Source organism: Bradyrhizobium sp. USDA 4341, assembly GCF_054063755.1.
Genome location: NZ_JBSSGO010000002.1, coordinates 4,916,502 through 4,931,592, shown reverse-complemented (window position 1 = coordinate 4,931,592; position 15,091 = coordinate 4,916,502). Strand labels below are relative to the sequence as shown.

The window sequence follows — 15,091 nt, the reverse complement described above, 5'->3', positions numbered from 1 at the left end:
TCGAAATCTGACGGTGTTCATTGTGTGCTCTGTAAGTCTGATCTCGATCGAGCTCCTGGGGGCTTCGGGAGCGATAGTGCCGTAATGGAGAGAGACCTATCTGATCGGGTCGATGACCTAAAGCGGTCCGTTCAAAGGCTCAAGCGTTCGCAAGAACGACAGGTGTCGGAGTTGAATGAGCTCACGCGGAAAAGGTCAGAGACACAAGCTCAGGTGGACTATCCAAGATTTCCAGGAGAAGCTTCACTAGCCGACTCGCGGCTACGAGAAGTCCCAAGATCTCTCGAATAAGGCGCGCCCGACGTGCGAATTTCTTCGACATGCGGACAACTCCAATACTCTGCCCGTCAGCTACCTGCGATGCCACAACTGGAATCGCCAACCGAGAGAGACCTATTCAACATAAGCAATCAAAAGGCGTACAAGCGTTCCCAAAAAGGTAAGCATGCAGCCACGCGAAGCAGGTCATTGCTAACGAGCCTGGGAGAGATGGTGCGTACCCATCTGGTTGCAAGGTCTCTTGAGGAGGTGATCCACCTTACCCGGATCACTTGCCCGCAAACAAAAACGGCCGGGTCATCGACCCGGCCGTTCAAAACTCTCTCCGCGTATTCCGCTTTCGCGGCCCGAGCTCAGCTCGCCTTCTTCACGAACACCGGCTTGCCGACCTTCTTCTCGATCGCGCGCTTCAGATCCAGCGCGCGGGGCGACAGCACCTCGGCCTTGGCCTTGATCAGGTAGGCATCGAGGCCGCCATTGTGGTCGACGCTCTTCAGCGCGTTGGTCGAGACGCGCAGGCGCACGTTGCGGCCGAGCGCGTCTGAGATGAAGGTCACGTTGGCCAGGTTCGGCAGGAAGCGCCGCTTGGTCTTGATGTTGGAGTGGCTCACCTTGTGGCCCGTCTGGGGGCCCTTGGCCGTCAGTTCGCAGCGCCGGGACATCTTACACAATCCTTATTGCATCCCCGCCTCTCGATCGGACGTGCAATCACACGGCCCGCGCGGGGGTTTTGAATTCGCGTCCATTTTCCAGGAACCGCGGGTGTATAGGGGGAGAATACCCGAGCGTCAAGATTATATCGCCGCACGGACGTCCCGGGAAATGGCGGTTCATAAGCGCTTCCAGCCACTTAACGGCGGATATGGCAACCATATAAAGGGCGCATTCGGCTGCAAGTCTTGGTTCCATAACAGATGCGCCCGTTGTCCGGCCGAATTGAACGTCCAGATGGACAACGAACAGGGCGCCGATAGCAGGACCGTCAGGTAGGTTAAGTGACCACCGCCATTGCCCTTTTGCCTCCGCTCGGCCGGCTCGTCGGCCTGTGCGCCGGTGCCCTCTTGCTGTTTTGCGCCGAGCGCGCGAGCGCGCAAGGGCGGCTCGACGCCCAGTATGAGGCGACCTTGGCCGGTATCCCGGTCGGCAAGGGCAGCTGGACCATCGAGATCGGCGACGACACCTTCTCGGCCTCGGCCCAGGGCGGCACCGCGGGCCTCTTGAAGGCGTTCTCCGGCGGCAGCGGTTCGGGCGCCTCGCAGGGCCGCGTCGTCAACGGCGCGCTGGCCGCCTCCTCCTACACCGCGACCACCACCACCTCGAAGAAATCAGAGACGATCCGGATGGTGCTTGCGGCTGGCGGCATCAAGGAATCCACGATCGAGCCGGAGCCGCCGGTCGATGCCGACCGGCTTCCCGTGAGCGATGCGCAGAAGAAGAACGTGTTCGATCCGATGACCGGCTCGTTCCTGCGCGCGCCCGGCAATGCCGAATTGATGAGCCCGGATGTCTGCCGCACCGGCGCCGGCGTGTTCGACGGCCGCATGCGCTACGACCTCAAGCTCGATTTCAAGCGCGTCGAGATCGTGAAAGCCGAGCGCGGCTATCACGGCCCGGCGCTGGTCTGCGCGCTCTATTTCGTGCCTGTTTCGGGCTACATCCCGGATCGCCCTGTCATCAAATATCTCGCCGCCCAGCGCAACATCGAGATCGCCTTCGTGCCGATCGCGGGCACCCGCCTTCTGGTGCCGTTCCGCATGACGATCCCGACCCCGCTCGGCCAGGCCATGCTGGAAGCCACCTCGTTCGTCACCACAGCCGCGCCGCCGCGCGTGGCGAAGACGCAGTAGGCAGCAACGCAACTTCGTCATTGCCGGGCTTGACCCGGCAATCCATCCGTTTTGAGGGAGGCCTTTCTTGGTTGATGGATGCCCGGGTCAAGCCCGGGCACGGTCGTCCCGCATATCGCTTCGCTCATGCGGGCTACGAGGCAGCGAGACCGTCACCCTGAGGAGGCCGCGCAGCGGCCGTCTCGAAGGGCGACGCCACCGGCCGGGCCGTGTATCCTTCGAGACGCGCTTCGCGCTCCTCCAGCGACAAAGGCGAAGCCTTTGCGCGGGGATGACGGGTCAGGGAAGGTGACCGGTTCAGGGAATGCAACAAACGTCACCGGAATCCAGTTGACTCTTGCCCGCTTCTGATTCGACTCGGCCGCCTCTGGAACTTAAGGAATTCAGTCCGCATATCCCATGCTTGTGGAGCCCTCTCAAACTTGATCTAGTGCCGCCGCCGTCAGCCTGCCCGAGATGTTGCGGTGAACGTTTCAGGTCTGGAATGGAGTCACCGATTCGGGCGCGATTCGTTCCGGAGTCGTTCCGAAGCTTAAGCCGGGCGCAGAAAGCGTCGCATTGTGAGACAGATTCGCCTCAGATGATGCCCATGATCGATCAGTTTCCGGATTTCCGCGTCATTGCGAGGAGCGTAGCGACGAAGCAATCCATATGTCGCGGCAAGCAGTCCGAATGGATTGCTTCAGCGGAGCCCGTCATCGGGCGCGCGTTCGCGCGACCCGTTGGCTCGCAATGACGGTTAACAGCCGCGCATCGATCAAAGAAACACCTGCAAAATATGGCTTTCTCAACTTCGTTCGGAAATGACCGCGTGCCCGGCGCAGGCGTCACTGCGGTGCTGGGGCCGACCAACACCGGCAAGACGCATCTCGCCATCGAGCGCATGCTTGCGCATTCGTCGGGCCTGATCGGGCTGCCCCTGCGGCTGCTCGCGCGCGAGGTCTACAACAAGGTCGCGGCCCGCGCCGGCGTCGACAACGTCGCGCTGATCACCGGCGAGGAGAAGATCAAGCCGAAGGCGCCGCGCTTCTGGGTCTCGACCGTGGAAGCGATGCCGCGCGATCTCGATGTGTCCTTTCTTGCGGTCGACGAGATCCAGATCGCCGCCGATCTCGAGCGCGGGCATGTGTTCACCGATCGCATGCTCAACCGCCGCGGCCGCGACGAGACGCTGCTGCTGGGCGCAGCAACGATGCGGCCGATCATCGAGCGGCTACTGCCGGGCGCCTCGATCGTCACGCGGCCCAGATTGTCGCAGCTCGAATTCGCCGGCGACCGCAAGATCACGCGGCAGCCGCGACGCACCGCTATCGTCGCGTTCTCCGCCGACGAGGTCTACGCGATCGCCGAACTGATCCGCCGCCAGCATGGCGGCGCGGCCGTGGTGCTGGGCTCGCTCTCGCCCCGCACACGCAATGCGCAGGTCGAGATGTTCCAGAACGGCGACGTCGATTACCTCGTCGCCACCGACGCGGTCGGCATGGGCCTCAATCTCGACGTCGATCACGTCGCCTTCGCCTCCGACCGCAAATATGACGGCTATCAGTTCCGCAGGCTGACGCCGGCCGAATTCGCGCAGATCGCGGGCCGCGCGGGCCGCGCCACGCGCAACGGCACCTTCGGCACCACGGGCCGCTGCGCGCCGTTCGAGCCGGAGCTCGTCAATGCGCTGCAGAACCACACCTTCGACAGCGTCAAGATGCTGCAATGGCGCAACGCCAGGCTCGATTTCGCCTCGCTCGGCGCGCTGCAGGTGTCGCTGGCGCTGACGCCCAATCATGAGGCACTGACGCGGGCCCCGGTGGCCGAGGACCTCCGCGTGCTCGAACATGTCGCGCGCGACGCCGAGGTGCGCGAATTCGCGCATGGCGCGCCGGCGGTGGAGCGGCTGTGGGAGGCCTGCCAGGTTCCAGACTACCGAAAGCTGGCGCCGGCCGCCCATGCCGAACTCGTGACCACGCTGTACGGCTTCCTGATGCAAAAGGGGCGTATCCCTGACGCATGGTTTGCCGCCCAGGTCGACCAGGCCAACCGGACCGACGGCGATATCGACACGCTATCGGGCCGGATCGCGCAGATCCGGACCTGGACCTTCGTTGCCAACCGGCCCGACTGGCTCTACGACCCGGAGCACTGGCAGGGGATCACGCGCGAGCTCGAAAATAAATTGTCCGATGCGCTGCATGAACGGCTCACGGAGCGTTTCGTTGACAGGCGGACCAGTGTATTGATGCGCCGCCTGCGGGAGAACTCAGTTTTGAATACGGAAATTGGCAAGACCGGTGAAGTGATCGTGGAAGGCCACGTGATAGGCCGGCTCGATGGTTTCACCTTCGCACCTGATGCGGCCGAGGCCGGCAGCGACGCCAAGGCGCTGCAAGCCGCTGCTCAGCAGGTGCTGGCGCGCGAGATCGATACGCGTGCCGAGAAACTGGGCGCCGCCCCCGACGAGCAGTTCGTGCTGACCTCCGATGGCACCATCCGCTGGACCGGCGATGCGGTGGCCAAGCTGGTGGCCGCCGACGACGCGCTGCATCCGCGGCTGCGCATCATCTCCGACGAGCGGCTGACCGGCGCCTCGCGCGAAGCCGTGCAGACCAGGCTCGATCTCTGGCTCAAGACGCATATCGAAAAGCTGCTCGGGCCGCTGTTCGAACTGTCCAAGGCCGAGGATATCCAGGGCATCGCCCGCGGCATCGCCTTCCAGCTCGTCGAGGCGCTCGGCGTGCTCGAGCGCAGCAAGATCGCCGCCGAGATGAAGGATCTCGACCAGCCCTCGCGCGCCGCGCTGCGCAAATACGGCGTGCGCTTCGGTGCCTATCACATCTACTTCCCGCAGCTGCTGAAGCCCGCGGCGCGCTCGCTGGCCTCGCTGCTGTGGGCCGAGAAGCAGAGCAATGTCGACATGGGCGCGCTGTCGAATGTGCAGCATCTCGCCTCCAGCGGCCGCACCTCGTTTCCGGTCGACAAGGCCCTGCCGCGCGACGGCTATCGCGTGCTCGGCTATCGCCAGTGCGGCGAGCGCGCGGTGCGCGTCGACATTCTCGAGCGGCTCGCCGATCTGATCCGTCCGGCGCTGGCCTGGCGCGAGACCTCGCCGGGCGAGAAGCCCGCCGGTGCGTTCGATGGCCGCGGCTTTGTCGTCACTCAGGCGATGACCTCGCTGACCGGCTCCGCCGGTGAGGACTTTGCCTCGATCCTGCGCGCGCTCGGCTACCGCATGGACCGCCGTCCGCCGCTGCCGCCGAAGGCTGTCGAGGTTGCGCCTGCTGAGGCCACCGAGACCGTTGCTGCGGAGACGCCGCCGCTCGAGGCGACGTCCGATGTCGCCGCAGACGCGCCGGTCGATGCCGTCGCCGAGGTCGTGGCCGATGCGCCGGAGGCTGTCGCTGCGCCCGAGGGCGAAGCCGCCGTCGATCAGCCGGTGTCCGGCGATCCCGCGCCGTCGGCCGCGCTGCTGCCCGATGTCGGCTTTGCCGAGGTGGTCGCCAGCGAAGCGACGCCCGTGGTGCTCGAAACCCAGCAGGATGCTGTGGCCGAGCGCGCCGCGCCGGTCGATGAGCCCACTGTTGCCGAAGCGCCCGCTGCTGAAGCCTCCGTTGCTGAAGTCCCCGCTGCTGAAGTCCTGGCCGAGCCCGCGCCCGCCGTGGAAGCCGCCGCGGAGACGCCGACTGAAGCCGTTGCCGCAGAGGCTCCGTCAGAGTCCGCCGCTGAAGCTCCTGCGGAGACCGCGAGCGCTGACGCTGTGCCCGAGGCCGCTCCCGCGGCCGCGGAAACGCCGGCCGAGCCGCAAATGGTCGAAGTCTGGCGGCCCGGTGGTCGCTCCGACGAGCGCCGTCCGCATCATCGCGGTCACGACCGCAACCGCGGCCGTCATCAGAACAAGCCCGCCGAGGGCGCGCAGGCCGCTGAGGGCGGCGGCGAGGGCGAGAAGCGCGAGCATCATCGCCGGCCACGCCGCCACCAGGACTTCCGCGTTCCGCGCCCAGCCGCGCCCGTCGACGGCTCTGCGCCGGCCGCTGCCGCGCCTGCCGATGGCGCGCCGCGCGAGGACAAGGGCCAGCGCCGCGAGCGCTTCGAGGGCAAGGGCTTCGAGGGCAAGGGCCGCGATCGCGACAATGAGCGTCGCCGCGACAACAAGTTCGGCGGTGGCGATCGCAAGGGCGGTGATCGTGACCGCGGCGGCCGCGATTTCGGCAAGGGCGGCCGCGACAAGCGCGAGGGCGGCCCGTCGCATCGGCCCTACGCGTCGAGCGCGCCGCGCGAACGCGACCGTCCGATCGATCCGAACTCGCCATTCGCCAAGCTCGCTGCCCTGAAAGAGCAGCTCGCCGGCCGGAAGGAATAATCCAACCCTTGGTGCTAGTTCTTGGTCTAGTTCTTGGTCTGACGCTTGGACAGACAGCGGCTCGACAAATGGCTGTGGCACGCGCGCCTGGTGAAGGCCCGCACCAGCGCGGCTGAACTCGTCGCATCAGGTCATGTCCGCATCAACGGCACGCGCGAGAAATCGCCGGGCCATGCGGTGAAGGCGGGTGACGTCATCACCGTCGCGCTCGACAACAGCGTCCGCGTGCTGAAGGTCACGGGCTTCGCCGAGCGGCGCGGCGACGCCAGTTCGGCGCGCGTGCTGTACGAGGATTTGCAGGCCGGCAATTTGCAAGCCGGCAAGGAGTAGTTATCTAGCGCTTGCTATCTCAATTGAGCATGATCCGGAAAAGTGCGGGCCGGTTTTCCGATCAGGATCATGCTCCCGATAAAATCGGTGGCAGGGGCGTGAGAATACTGGCGTTTTTCGAGGCCGGCTTCCCTTGCGGCCCCGGTATTCCTGCGCTACGCAACGCCAGAAAAATCGATCGTTCCGGAGTTTTGGATGACCTACGTCGTCACTGAAGCCTGCATCAAGTGCAAATATACCGACTGCGTCGAGGTCTGCCCCGTCGATTGCTTCTACGAGGGCGAGAACATGCTGGTCATCCATCCTGACGAATGCATCGATTGCGGCGTGTGCGAGCCGGAATGCCCGGCTGACGCCATCAAGCCGGATACCGAGCCGGGGCTGGAGAAGTGGCTCGAGGTCAACACCGAGTATGCCAAGAGCTGGCCGAACATCACCCAGAAGAAGGACTCGCCCGAGGACGCCAAGGAGTGGGAAGGCAAGGAAGGCAAGTTCGAGAAATATTTTTCTCCGAATCCGGGCAGCGGCGACTGATTCGCTAACGTTCGCAAGCAGCCGTCGAGACTACCCCGATAAGGGCGGGCCTGGGCCCGCTGCGGCCCTCCGTTCGGCCGCCGATTTAACCCTAATGACGGACATATGACCTGAGGATGCCCTGTTATGCCCGGAATCGGGCGTAAACCATTGATTTTTGCGGAAAATGTGCTATATCTGCACCATTACAGGCCAAGAACCCCCTGCCATGCGTACCTTGTGGCTTCGAGGTTCCCGCAAACATCGAACAGGGGCGTGGCAGTTTCCGCGCGCAGGCTGTGTCACAGAAAACGCGTAAAAAGAGTGCTTCAAAGACGACAAAGAAAGCCGCTGTCGTTGCTCGCAGCGCAACCAAGGGCCGTGCCAAGGCGCCCGTGAAGGGGGCCAAGAAGGCGGCGGCTGCAAAGTCCTCAAAGAACAAAAGAAGCGTGATGCCAGAAAAGACTGCCAAGACTGCCGCGAAAGCGGCAGCTGCGAAGCCCGCTGCTGCGAAGGTCGCCCCCAAGACTGCTGCTGTTGCGCCGAAGCCGGCCGCCCCGAAGGCTGCCGTCCCCGCCGCTGCTCCGAAGGTTGCCGCCAAGCCGGCCGCGGCGCCGCGCGTCGAGGAGCCGAAGAAGGTCGTGACCCAGCGCCAGGGCTTCAAGGCCAATGAATTCGTCGTCTATCCCGCTCACGGTGTCGGCCAGATCCTGGCGATCGAGGAGCAGGAGATCGCGGGCGCCAAGCTCGAGCTGTTCGTGATCAATTTCATGAAGGACAAGATGACGCTGCGCGTCCCGACGGCGAAGGTCGCCAATGTCGGCATGCGCAAGCTGTCGGAGCCGGCGCTGGTCAAGAAGGCGCTGGAGACGCTGAAGGGCCGCGCCCGCGTCAAGCGCACCATGTGGTCGCGCCGCGCCCAGGAATACGAAGCGAAGATCAATTCGGGCGACATCGTCGCGATCGCCGAGGTGGTCCGCGACCTCTATCGTTCGGAATCGCAGCCCGAGCAGTCCTACAGCGAACGCCAGCTCTATGAAGCGGCGCTCGATCGTCTGTCGCGCGAGATCGCTGTCGTCCAGCACTCGACCGAGACCGAGGCGATCAAGGAGATCGAAGGCCAGCTCGCCAAGAGCCCGCGCCGCGGCGCCAAGGCGGAAGCCGAGGGTGAAGGCGAGGGCGACGCCGACGGTGAGGATGCCGATACCGATGGCGACGATACCGCCGTCGAAGACGAAGCCGCCTAAATAGCGCTGCGGGATTTCGAAGAGCCCGGTCGAGAGACCGGGCTTTTTGTTTTCGTGGACTCACCGGCGCTGCGGCAACGCGGTCTTGCATGCGGGCGTTGCCGCAATCGCCCCTTGGCTGATCGCCGCGACTCATGACCTGCTGCGCCGCGCTGGCGGCGAGATCGCGGAGCCGGCGAGGGGCGCGGCATGCTTGCAGGACGGTCGCTGGGGCGCGGTTACGACTGGCTATGGACCGCGTTCGCGGTCTCGACCTTCGGCACCTGGATTGCCTTCGACGCCTTCCCGCTGCTTGCGATCCTGGTGCTGCATGCAAGGCCGGAGGCGGTCTCGGCGCTTGCTGCCGTGGGGCTGCTGGCCGGGGCCGCGGTCGCGGTGCCGCTCGGGCCCTGGATCGAATTCCGCCGCAAGCGACCGGTGATGATCGCGATGGATCTGATCCGCTTCGCCGCGACGATCAGCGTTCCCATCGCGTTCGTGCTGGGACGGTTGACCTTCGCCCAGCTCGTCGTCGTGGCGATCGTCATGGCAGCCGCGGACATCGCGTTCCGTGCGGCGAGCGGCGCCTGCCTGAAGGCGCTCGTAAGACCGGACGATCTGGTGATCGCGAACGGGCGGCTCGAAGCCACGACCTGGACCGCGACCGCGATCGGGCCGCCGCTTGGCGGCGCGGCAATCGGAGTGTTCGGCCCGGTGGTGACCGTGATCGCCAACGCGCTCAGCTTTCTGCTCTCGGCGCTGGCCATCCGGCGGATCGGCGGAAGCGAGCCTGCGCCCGCCCAGCGCCAGGCCCAGGGATTTCGCGCGGCCGAACTGATCGAGGGATGGCGGGCGATCCTCGCGCATCCCGTGCTCCGCCTGCTGTTCTTTAACACCGTGCTGGTCAATGGCCTGATCATGGCGACGGCGCCGCTGCTCGCGGTGCTGATGTTGCGCGATCTCGGCTTTGCGCCGTGGCAGTACGGGCTCGCATTCGGGGCGCCCTGTATCGGCGGCCTGATCGGCGCGCGGCTCGCGCCTTCGCTCGCCGCGCGCTTCGGGCAGCACAATGTGTTGCTCGCGGCCGGTACGCTGCGTGCCTGCTGGTCGCTCGGCCTCGCCTTCATGCCGAACGGTGCGGCGGGCATCGCCGTCGTCTTTGCGCTTCAGTTCGGTCTCGTCACCTGCGCCGGCATCTTCAATCCGGTGTTTGCGGCCTATCGTCTGGCCCAGATCGAGATGGAGCGGACCGCGCGCGTGCTCTCGGCCTGGACGATCACCAGCAGCGCAACCATCGCGGTGCTGACCGCGCTCTGGGGCGTGCTGGCCGGCTTCGCCGGTGTTCGTGCTGCGGTCGCGCTCAGCGGACTGATTCTGCTGACGACGCCGTTATTGCTGCCGCGCCGGGCACTGAGAGCGTGGGAAGGGGTAGGCTCTCGATCGTGATCTTCAGCCGAGGAGGTTGATGTTCCAAGCTGTCCGCACCGCCAGCCTCTCGGACGAGGGCACTCGTTGCCGAGTTATCCGAAACGGAACGCCGGTATCTTTCGCGCGTTCGCTCGTCATCGGAGGAGAGTGGGCCATGACATCAAAGACAGTCATTTTTTTCGCTGGCGTCGGAACAACCTTCATGATTCTCGGTGCTGGTTTCGGTGGTGGACTACTCATGGCCAATTCGGCGCTCAGGGATACTGCCAACGTTCAGACGCGCGTCTCTTCGCCAGCATCTGCGGAACCAGCACGCGTTGTCCTGCCATCGACAGCAGAAGTCGCGCAGGCGCCGCAACCTGCCACCCAGCCAGAGCCCGCCGTGCCAGAAGCAGCCCCGCAGCCGCAGGTACAACCGGAGCCAATCAAGGTTGTACAAGCGCCCGTCGAGAGGCAGGCGGATGCGGTGGACGTGAGGAAATCTGAAGTTGAAGAAAGGGAACGGCGTAAGCGGTACGCTGAACGCAAAGCCAAGCGCATTGCGTCCGAGCAGGCGAGGCGTCAACAGCGGCGCATCGAGCAGGGCGAACAACGCCGCGAAGTTCCGGTGCTCCGGGAGCAGGCAGAACGCCGCGAAGTGCCGATTATGGCGTCCGAAGACGATGCCTCCCCGCATCGTCCGTTCGCGAATTTCTTCGGGGATGATTGAGCGCATTGCGCGGCAACACGCTCCCTTAGAGGAGCCGAGGAACGGTCGGCGATTTTGGAACGTTAGTACCATCCATTGGTCTGACCTTGATGACGGACGTCCGAGTGCCGCGTTTAGTTGGCTACGACCTGTTCAGACACCGTGGACTGCGTTCCAGTGACCATGCCTGAGAGATGTACATGGCTGACGAAGACTCCATTGCTTCCAGTGCTACCCCTGAACAGCGAATAGAGCGGGCGTCAGAGGCGATCCGTCAGATGGCTGAGCACGATGTCTTTGAGCCTTTGCCGCAAGATCGGTGGCTGCATCACTTGAGTGAACTGACCAAGGCGGCTCCCCTTCAATCACTTGCCGTTGCATTCTTGCTAGGGGTCTTCCTGGCCCGGCGGTAGCTCTGGACGTTTGGACGATCCCAGCAGTGCACCATTGCCGTCTTGAGCTGCTTTGCGGCGTGCTGGCGAGCTTCGCCGGCGCTCGTGCTGCGGTCGCGCTGAGCGGCCTGCTTCTGCTGGCGACGCCGCTGCTGCTGCCGCGCCGTGCGCTCAATACGAGCGCTGCTTGATGCCCCAACGGCCGTTCTCTGACGTCACGATCCACAGATTGCGGTGACGGCTGGCAATCGATCCGTCGGCGCGGTCACGGCTGTATTCGACCACGAGATGCACCTTGCGCGGACTGACCAGCACCCGCTCCTTGCGCTGATAGGTGCTCTTCGCCCATCCCGTCGTGCGCGCCAGATCGTCGAAGAACGACGCCGGCAGCTGGCCCGGCCGCTCCCAGATCACGAGCTGCTCGCCGGACAGGATGACATGCGGGAAGTGCAGCAGCGCATCCATGCCGGCGAGATCGCGGGCATTGAAGCGGTCGGTGAAATCGTCGATGCAGCGGATCGCCGCCGCGATCATGGTGACGTCGTCGAGGCCATCCGCGTGCGGCTGGAACAGGTTGTCGGCGTTGCCCATGCTGTCGCTATACACCGGCACCGGAATGAGCGGCAACGGCGTGCGCACGCGGCTCTCCACTCGTAGCCCGGATGAAGTGAACCTCTTGATCGCGGTGAGGCGCGGACCTCCGGGTACCGAACGGCCTGAAGGCCACGTAAGCAATCCTGACCAGAATCGTCCCGTGTTGTTTCACGGATGACGACGGCGATCGGAGCGCGCCATGCTATGCTGGCCGCCCGGCGGCCATTTGATCGACATTAAAGTGACCCATCAATTTGCAGCGAGGAAAAATCCGATGACATCCAATGTTGAGGCAACCAGGAAGGGTTATGAGGCGTTTCAACGTGGTGACATTCCGGCGCTCATGAGAGATCTGATCGATGACGACTGCACGTGGATAACCCCAGGTCCCCAGGATAAATTGCCTTGGGCCGGGACCTTTAGAGGAAAGCAGCAGATTGCAAACTTCTTCGTCCAGGTCGGCGAGAATCTGGAATTCAGCGAGTTTGCACCGCGCGAGATGATTGAGCAGGGCGACACTGTCGTGGTCTTGGGTACACTCACGGCGCGGGCAAAGAGAACAGGGAAGACCGTCAAGAACGAATGGGCCCATGTTTTCAAGTACCGCGGAGGAAAGGCGGTCTATTTTCAGGAGTACATTGACACTGCGGCGGATGTCGCGGCGATGACGTGACGGAGCGACGGGCGGTCGGCTGAATCGGGCGTGGATTCGCGTGCCTCGTTGGCATCATCCGCCTCTATCGTCTACTTCACCCGCTGCTTCTCGAGCTTGCGCGCCAGGGTGCGGCGGTGCATGCCGAGCCGGCGCGCGGCTTCGGAGATGTTGAAGTCGGTCTCCATCAGGGTCTGGTGAATGCGCTCCCATTCCAGCGTCTTGATCGAGGTCGGCCGCGCGCCGACCTCGATGGCGGCGTTGCCTTGCGCTTTAAGGAACGCGGCCTCGATGTCGTCGGTGTTCGACGGCTTGGCCAGATAGTGGCAGGCGCCAAGCTTGATCGCCTCCACCGCGGTCGCGATGCTGGCAAATCCGGTCAGCACCACGATCAGCATCTCCGGGTCATGGGCGTGCAGCGCTTCGACGCAGGCAAGGCCCGAAGCGCCGCCGGCGAGCTTCAGGTCGACGACGGCATAGCCGGGCGATTGCCGCTCGAGCAGCTCGCGGACCTCGTCGAGCGAGGCCGACACCGCGACGCCATAGCCGCGGCGCTCGAACGAGCGCTTCAGCGTGCGGGCAAAGCCCGCATCGTCCTCGACGATCAGGAGCTGGCGTTCATCCGTCAAGATGGTCTCCGATCGCAAGCGTCGAGAGCGGTAGCTCGAGTTTGACCGCGGCGCCGATGTCCGGCCGGTTGCGCGCCGTCACCACGCCGCCCAGCTTGCGCACGACATTGACGACCAGGAACAGGCCGAGGCCGCTGCCGGAGCTGCCCTTGGTCGATTGATACGGCTTGCCGACATGCGCCAGCATCTCGCGCGAGAAGCCCGGACCGCGATCGGTCACCGATAGCACAAGCTTGTCGGCATTGCGTTCGGCCGTCAGCTCGATCCAGTCACGCGAGACCTCGGCGGCATTGTCGAGTACGTTGAAGATCGCCTGCTTGAGCGCGATGTCGGAGACGATCGCCAGATCGGCGCCGAAAGCGTTGCGGAAATACAGCGTCGCCGACGGCCGCGTCGTCCGCCATTCCTCCACCAGCGCGGTCAGGAACGCCGCGACCGTGGTCGGCGAGGAGCCCTCGCCGCGGGCTTCGCCGGCCGACAGCAGGATGCCGGTCACGATCGACTTGCAGCGCTGCACCGAGATCTCCATCTCGCCGAGGTCCTGCGACAGCTCCGGATCGGAGGCGAGCGCCGGCATCCGGCGCCAGTCGCCCAGGATGACCGAGAGCGAGGCGAGCGGCGTGCCGAGCTCATGCGCGGCGCCTGAGGCCAGAAGGCCCATCTGCACGATGTGGTCCTGTTCGGCCGCGTGCTGGCGCAGCGCCGCGAGGCGGAGGTCGCGGTCGCGCAGGTTGCGGTTGATTCGGGTCATGAACACCACGAGCAGCACGGCGTCGAGCACGAGCCCGATGAACGTGCCGGCGATATAGAGATTGAAGGCTTCGGCAAAGCCCTGCGGCAGCTCCAGCGGTCGGTAGTAGCTGGTCAGCCAGGCGAAGTTCATGCAGACCAGCGCCACCAGCGACCAGGTCGAGGGCGCGTCGAGCAGCACCGCGCCGAGCGTCACCTGCAGCAGATAGAGCGACGTGAAGGGATTGGTGGCGCCGCCGCTGAGATAGAGCAGGGCGGTCAGCGCCGCAACGTCGAGCGCCAGCGCGACCAGGAGCTCGCGGTTGTTGATGTCGGCGCGGTAGCGCAGCCACAGCAGGCTGACGAGGTTGAGCGCGACGAGCCCGAAGATCACGGCGGCCATCGGTAGCAGCGGCAGCGCCACGCCCATCCAGAACTGCACGAAGCCGATGGTGGCGATCTGGCCGATCACGGCGATCCAGCGCAGCTGGACCAGCAGGGCCATGTTCTTGCGATTGGTCGCGAGGTCGGCGGGCGCTGCGAGATCGAACGGCATGCCGGCAGCCGCGCGCACGGCGGACGACATCACGGCCGTGGCATTTTCGTCATGCAGATCCGATGTGCGCTCGAGCATCTGGGCCTGTGTCGCGAGACAGATTGCGGGTTGCGCCGATCAGGCGGCGCACGGCGGCGCGCCTTGAGCCCCACCTTGGGTCGGAGGCGCCGGCGCGGCCCCTGCCGCTGATGACGCGCAGGAGCGCGCCGGCCAGCATAAAGGCCAGCGCGAACCATGTCAGCGCGTAAATCAGGTGGTTGTTCGGAAACCGCACGATCGTGAGCCCGCCGACCGGAGTGCCGCCCGGATTGGGCGTCGCATCGGCGTCGATGAAGAAGGGGGCTACCTGCGACAACCCGTGCAAGGCGGCGATCGCGGTGACGTCGCGTGAATACCAGCGGCCCGCCGCGGGGTCATTGTTGCGCAGGAAACCGCCCTTGGGCTCCGACATCCGCAGCAGCCCGGTCACGCTGAGCACGCCCTGCGGGATGCCGTCGCGCCGCGTCGCGGGATCGCGCCGATCAGGCGGAACGAAGCCGCGATTGACCAGCACCGTGGTTCCGTCGGCCATTTGCAGCGGGGTCAGCACCCAGAAGCCAGGGCCGTCCGTGGTGACGGCCTGCACCAGCGTCTCGTCGGCGTTGAGGAAGGTGCCGCGCACGGTGACGCGACGATATTCGTCGCTTGCGGCCGTAACCGCCGGCCATGACGAGGGGGGCGGCGGCGCTGTCGGCGCCGCATGCATGCGCTGTTCGACCCGTTCGATCAGCGCCAGCTTCCAGGTCCTGCGTTCGATCTGCCAGATACCGAGCGCGCTCAGCAGCACCACGCCCAGCATGCCGAGCGTGAGCAGCACAAGCGATGGTCTGGCAGAGCGCAT

At 65.0% G+C, this 15,091-nt stretch carries 15 protein-coding genes; 10 read left to right on the top strand and 5 right to left on the bottom strand.

Going from position 1 to position 15,091, the window contains the following annotated elements; genetic code table 11:
* Positions 1 to 632 precede the first annotated feature (632 nt).
* A complete protein-coding gene (gene rpmB, locus ACVIGB_RS29400; protein WP_092120029.1) occupies positions 633 to 941 on the bottom strand; it encodes a 50S ribosomal protein L28 in 309 nt (102 codons plus the stop codon).
* Between the two features lie 354 nt (positions 942 to 1,295).
* On the opposite strand from rpmB, the gene ACVIGB_RS29395 reads away from it, so the two are divergent.
* From ACVIGB_RS29395 to ACVIGB_RS29355, 9 genes are all read left to right on the top strand, one after another.
* The gene (locus ACVIGB_RS29395; protein ID WP_456725046.1) at positions 1,296 to 2,126 is read left to right on the top strand and encodes a DUF3108 domain-containing protein; all 831 of its coding nucleotides are present in this window, start codon (positions 1,296 to 1,298) and stop codon (positions 2,124 to 2,126) included.
* Positions 2,127 to 2,904: 778 nt separating this feature from the next.
* The gene (locus tag ACVIGB_RS29390) at positions 2,905 to 6,474 is read left to right on the top strand and encodes a helicase-related protein (protein ID WP_456720024.1); all 3,570 of its coding nucleotides are present in this window, start codon (positions 2,905 to 2,907) and stop codon (positions 6,472 to 6,474) included.
* Between the two features lie 45 nt (positions 6,475 to 6,519).
* Complete coding sequence (locus tag ACVIGB_RS29385) at positions 6,520 to 6,804, top strand: RNA-binding S4 domain-containing protein (protein WP_092120020.1); 285 nt, start codon at positions 6,520 to 6,522, stop codon at positions 6,802 to 6,804.
* A gap of 195 nt (positions 6,805 to 6,999) precedes the next feature.
* A complete protein-coding gene (fdxA, locus tag ACVIGB_RS29380; protein WP_092120017.1) occupies positions 7,000 to 7,338 on the top strand; it encodes a ferredoxin FdxA in 339 nt (112 codons plus the stop codon).
* 431 nt (positions 7,339 to 7,769) lie between these two features.
* Complete coding sequence (locus ACVIGB_RS29375; protein ID WP_171947894.1) at positions 7,770 to 8,564, top strand: CarD family transcriptional regulator; 795 nt, start codon at positions 7,770 to 7,772, stop codon at positions 8,562 to 8,564.
* A 189-nt stretch (positions 8,565 to 8,753) separates the two neighbouring features.
* Positions 8,754 to 9,989 (top strand): MFS transporter, encoded by a 1,236-nt coding sequence (locus ACVIGB_RS29370; protein ID WP_456720025.1) that lies wholly within the window; start codon positions 8,754 to 8,756, stop codon positions 9,987 to 9,989.
* A 136-nt stretch (positions 9,990 to 10,125) separates the two neighbouring features.
* Positions 10,126 to 10,680 carry a hypothetical protein gene (locus ACVIGB_RS29365; protein WP_456720026.1) on the top strand — a complete coding sequence of 185 codons (555 nt, stop codon included), beginning with the start codon at positions 10,126 to 10,128 and terminating at the stop codon, positions 10,678 to 10,680.
* A gap of 179 nt (positions 10,681 to 10,859) precedes the next feature.
* A complete protein-coding gene (locus tag ACVIGB_RS29360) occupies positions 10,860 to 11,072 on the top strand; it encodes a hypothetical protein (RefSeq protein WP_456720027.1) in 213 nt (70 codons plus the stop codon).
* Positions 11,073 to 11,098: 26 nt separating this feature from the next.
* Entirely contained in the window at positions 11,099 to 11,242 is a 144-nt protein-coding gene (locus ACVIGB_RS29355; protein ID WP_456720028.1) for a hypothetical protein, read from the top strand.
* Here ACVIGB_RS29355 and ACVIGB_RS29350 read toward each other — a convergent pair.
* Positions 11,223 to 11,690, bottom strand: coding sequence for a hypothetical protein (locus ACVIGB_RS29350; protein WP_456720029.1), 468 nt, complete (start codon positions 11,688 to 11,690; stop codon positions 11,223 to 11,225). The two genes, ACVIGB_RS29355 and ACVIGB_RS29350, sit on opposite strands and share 20 nt — an antisense overlap.
* 154 nt (positions 11,691 to 11,844) lie before the next feature.
* On the opposite strand from ACVIGB_RS29350, the gene ACVIGB_RS29345 reads away from it, so the two are divergent.
* A complete protein-coding gene (locus ACVIGB_RS29345; RefSeq protein WP_456720030.1) occupies positions 11,845 to 12,318 on the top strand; it encodes a nuclear transport factor 2 family protein in 474 nt (157 codons plus the stop codon).
* Positions 12,319 to 12,389: 71 nt separating this feature from the next.
* Here the strand turns inward: ACVIGB_RS29345 and ACVIGB_RS29340 are convergent, their stop codons facing one another.
* Genes ACVIGB_RS29340 through ACVIGB_RS29330 form a run of 3 tightly spaced genes read right to left on the bottom strand, consistent with a single transcriptional unit; the run spans position 12,390 to position 15,091 of the window.
* Positions 12,390 to 12,926, bottom strand: a complete 537-nt coding sequence (locus ACVIGB_RS29340) for a response regulator transcription factor (RefSeq protein WP_456720031.1) — start codon at positions 12,924 to 12,926, stop codon at positions 12,390 to 12,392.
* Positions 12,916 to 14,241, bottom strand: a complete 1,326-nt coding sequence (locus ACVIGB_RS29335) for an ATP-binding protein (RefSeq protein ID WP_456725047.1) — start codon at positions 14,239 to 14,241, stop codon at positions 12,916 to 12,918. Before ACVIGB_RS29335 ends, ACVIGB_RS29340 begins: the two co-directional genes overlap by 11 nt.
* A 19-nt stretch (positions 14,242 to 14,260) precedes the next feature.
* Entirely contained in the window at positions 14,261 to 15,091 is an 831-nt protein-coding gene (locus ACVIGB_RS29330) for an SURF1 family protein (protein WP_456725048.1), read from the bottom strand.

What these genes read in the sequence shown, in the direction of transcription:
- rpmB (WP_092120029.1), bottom strand. Translation starts at nt 941, where the DNA reads ATGTCCCGGCGCTGCGAACTGACGGCCAAGGGCCCCCAGACGGGCCAC.
- ACVIGB_RS29390 (WP_456720024.1), top strand. Translation starts at nt 2,905, where the DNA reads ATGGCTTTCTCAACTTCGTTCGGAAATGACCGCGTGCCCGGCGCAGGC.
- fdxA (WP_092120017.1), top strand. Translation starts at nt 7,000, where the DNA reads ATGACCTACGTCGTCACTGAAGCCTGCATCAAGTGCAAATATACCGAC.
- ACVIGB_RS29375 (WP_171947894.1), top strand. Translation starts at nt 7,770, where the DNA reads ATGCCAGAAAAGACTGCCAAGACTGCCGCGAAAGCGGCAGCTGCGAAG.
- ACVIGB_RS29370 (WP_456720025.1), top strand. Translation starts at nt 8,754, where the DNA reads ATGCTTGCAGGACGGTCGCTGGGGCGCGGTTACGACTGGCTATGGACC.
- ACVIGB_RS29365 (WP_456720026.1), top strand. Translation starts at nt 10,126, where the DNA reads ATGACATCAAAGACAGTCATTTTTTTCGCTGGCGTCGGAACAACCTTC.
- ACVIGB_RS29360 (WP_456720027.1), top strand. Translation starts at nt 10,860, where the DNA reads ATGGCTGACGAAGACTCCATTGCTTCCAGTGCTACCCCTGAACAGCGA.
- ACVIGB_RS29345 (WP_456720030.1), top strand. Translation starts at nt 11,845, where the DNA reads ATGCTATGCTGGCCGCCCGGCGGCCATTTGATCGACATTAAAGTGACC.
- ACVIGB_RS29335 (WP_456725047.1), bottom strand. Translation starts at nt 14,241, where the DNA reads ATGTCGTCCGCCGTGCGCGCGGCTGCCGGCATGCCGTTCGATCTCGCA.
- ACVIGB_RS29330 (WP_456725048.1), bottom strand. Translation starts at nt 15,091, where the DNA reads ATGCGCTCTGCCAGACCATCGCTTGTGCTGCTCACGCTCGGCATGCTG.